Genomic DNA, 2,582 nt, shown 5'->3' with positions numbered 1-2,582 from the left:
AGCCACACAACCAGGTCGGCATATGACCTCGAGCTCCAAGGAGGCGGAGCTGGATAGAATAAAAGCGAAGCCGCCTGTACGAGGCCATCTGTTTTCCCATCGCCTCCCCTTAAGACAAGCTGTCTATAAAGATTGTTTTATGTGTAAAGAAAACTTTTCAAAACAAAAAGAGACTGCCAGTTTTTTCTGACAGTCTTCCTTTTTAAGATTCATCCACCGGGACAAAGTATTGGTCTTTTCTATACACGGTGGCTTCCATTGTTGCAAGAAGATTTCCTTCACTTTCAACAGTGATTCGATACCATGCGATGCGCCGGGTTTTCTTTTCTTCAACGGCTGTAGCAGTTAAAGTGGCTCCTTTGCGGCCAGGAGCCATAAAATTCATATTGGTGGATAAGCCGACAGAGACTTTCCCATAAGAATTGCTTGCTGCTGCAAATACGTAATCCGCAATGGCGAACATAACAGCACCATGAACAGTTCCATGAGAGTTCAACATATAGTCTTCAATTTGCATTTCAGCCGAAGCGGTTCCTTTGCCAAGCGCAGTTAACTGAATACCTAAGTGATTGGCGTACGGCTCCTGCTTGAATGTTTCGACAATCTGGTCATAATGTTCAGCATGGATTTCTTGCTCGTCTAGTTGTCTAGTCAATTTAATCACCTTCCCGTGAATTTTCTAAATTGGTTCTGCCCTCCCGCTTTAACGCTTCACTTGAGTAAAAAGTGCTATGTAAGGAATAGATGGATGATCTAGAAAAATAGCATCATACGATTTTAAAACGCTAAACCAGTAATGGCTTATAAATTCTTTAGATAAAAGTACCATAGCCTTCTCGTTATGTAAATCGAAAGTTCGAACTATTCTGTCTTAATGTGGGCCGCTTTAAGAGGAGGATTGAAAACGATAACAAAACTGAATGAAACGAATATACAAATGAGAGGTTCAAATATGAATTTTCAGAAATTATTATTGACAACAAGCTGCGTAAATTTTAAAATTTAAACATATTACTATTATTCCAATCATCGTATTAAAATCGTTATGAGTTTTCGAGAAGGATTTTTCAAACAAAGGCTATATATTATGCAATTGGAGGGCTACACAATGTATAATCCGCAAATTGAAACAATGGCGCGTTCTGAAATGGAGAGTTTACAGCTTGGACGCCTTCAAAAAACAGTCGAAAGAGTATATGAGAATGTTGAATTCTATAAAAAGAAATTTGAAGAATTAGGGATCACTCCGGAAGATATTAAAAGCTTAGATGATATTGTTAAGCTGCCATTTACAAAAAAACAAGATTTACGCGATAATTATCCATTTGGTTTATTTGCTGTTCCGCAGGAAGAAGTTGTTCGCATTCATGGATCTTCCGGTACAAGCGGAAAACCGACTGTCGTTGGCTATACACAGAATGACATTAACGTGTGGAGTGAAGTAGTAGCCCGTTCCATTGTAGCGGCAGGCGGAAAGAAATCAGACATTTTTCATAACGCTTATGGCTATGGCTTGTTCACTGGCGGTCTTGGTCTACATTACGGGGCGGAAGCTCTTGGGGCAGCTGTTGTTCCTATTTCAGGAGGAAACACAGAAAGACAAATTACAGTCATTGAAGACTTTAAGCCAAGAGGCATTTGCGGTACGCCTTCTTACATTTTAAATATTGCTGAAAAAATGCAGGAAATGGGCAAGGACCCAAGAGATACATCGATTGAATATGGTATTTTTGGTGCGGAGCCATGGTCTGAAGAAATGCGTACTAAGCTCGAAGAAACGTTAAATTTGAAAGCGGTTGATATTTACGGCTTGAGCGAAATTATGGGGCCTGGCGTGTCTATTGAATGTTATGAAGCACAAGATGGTTTGCACGTTCAAGAGGACCATTTTTTCGTTGAAGTAATTAATCCAGATACGCTTGAGCCGGTTGCTGAAGGGGAAATCGGTGAGCTTGTCTTTACGAGCTTAACGAAGGAAGCGTTTCCGATTATCCGATACCGTACGGGTGACCTTGCATCCATTACAAGAGAAACCTGCAAATGTGGACGGACAACAGTGAGAATGTCTAGAGTAAAAGGGCGTACAGATGACATGCTCATTATTCGTGGCGTTAATGTTTTCCCATCTGAAATCGAACGTGTCCTTTTGCAAATTGAAGGCCTTGTGCCGCATTATCAAATTCACCTTGTTAGAAAAGGCACAATGGATGGCGTAGAACTTCATGTAGAAGTGGAGAGCGAATTGTATCGAGAAATCGGAGAAGATTTGTCCCACTTGCGCATTCAGCAAATGAAAAAAGAAATCCAGCATTTGATGAAATCCACCTGTTTGGTGTCAATGAATACAATCTTTAATATCCCTAAAGCGATTCCAAGATCAGAAGGAAAAGCAATCCGAATCGTTGATTTGAGAAATTCCGACACGGTCGGCGTATAATAAGAGAATGACTAGATTGAAGGAGGAATTACGGAATGTCTGACAACCAGCAAGTTTTTGACATCACGATTATCGGGGGAGGGCCAGTAGGATTATTCACCGCTTTCTATGCGGGAATGAGACAGATGTCTTGCAAGATCATTGA

At 40.7% G+C, this 2,582-nt stretch carries 3 protein-coding genes and 1 pseudogene; 3 read left to right on the top strand and 1 reads right to left on the bottom strand.

Annotation, left to right across the window (positions count from 1 at the left end):
- Positions 1 to 190, top strand: a 190-nt coding sequence (locus ACH0BF_RS03900) for a hypothetical protein (RefSeq protein ID WP_406908887.1), incomplete at its 5' end; no start/stop codon positions are given.
- A 12-nt stretch (positions 191 to 202) separates the two neighbouring features.
- Here ACH0BF_RS03900 and ACH0BF_RS03895 read toward each other — a convergent pair.
- Positions 203 to 655, bottom strand: a complete 453-nt coding sequence (locus ACH0BF_RS03895) for a PaaI family thioesterase (RefSeq protein ID WP_406908886.1) — start codon at positions 653 to 655, stop codon at positions 203 to 205.
- A gap of 453 nt (positions 656 to 1,108) precedes the next feature.
- Here ACH0BF_RS03895 and paaK point away from each other — a divergent pair, with 453 nt between their 5' ends.
- A complete protein-coding gene (gene paaK / locus ACH0BF_RS03890; protein WP_120034956.1) occupies positions 1,109 to 2,437 on the top strand; it encodes a phenylacetate--CoA ligase PaaK in 1,329 nt (442 codons plus the stop codon).
- A gap of 35 nt (positions 2,438 to 2,472) precedes the next feature.
- Positions 2,473 to 2,582 (top strand): annotated as a pseudogene (locus ACH0BF_RS03885) (ferredoxin--NADP(+) reductase); the annotation flags it as partial.

The sequence above is a fragment of the Pseudobacillus sp. 179-B 2D1 NHS genome (assembly GCF_045370945.1).
Classification (GTDB): Bacteria; Bacillota; Bacilli; order Bacillales; family Domibacillaceae; genus Pseudobacillus.
The sequence above is the reverse complement of the archived record's forward strand: the minus strand, read 5'-3'. Positions and strand labels throughout refer to the sequence as shown.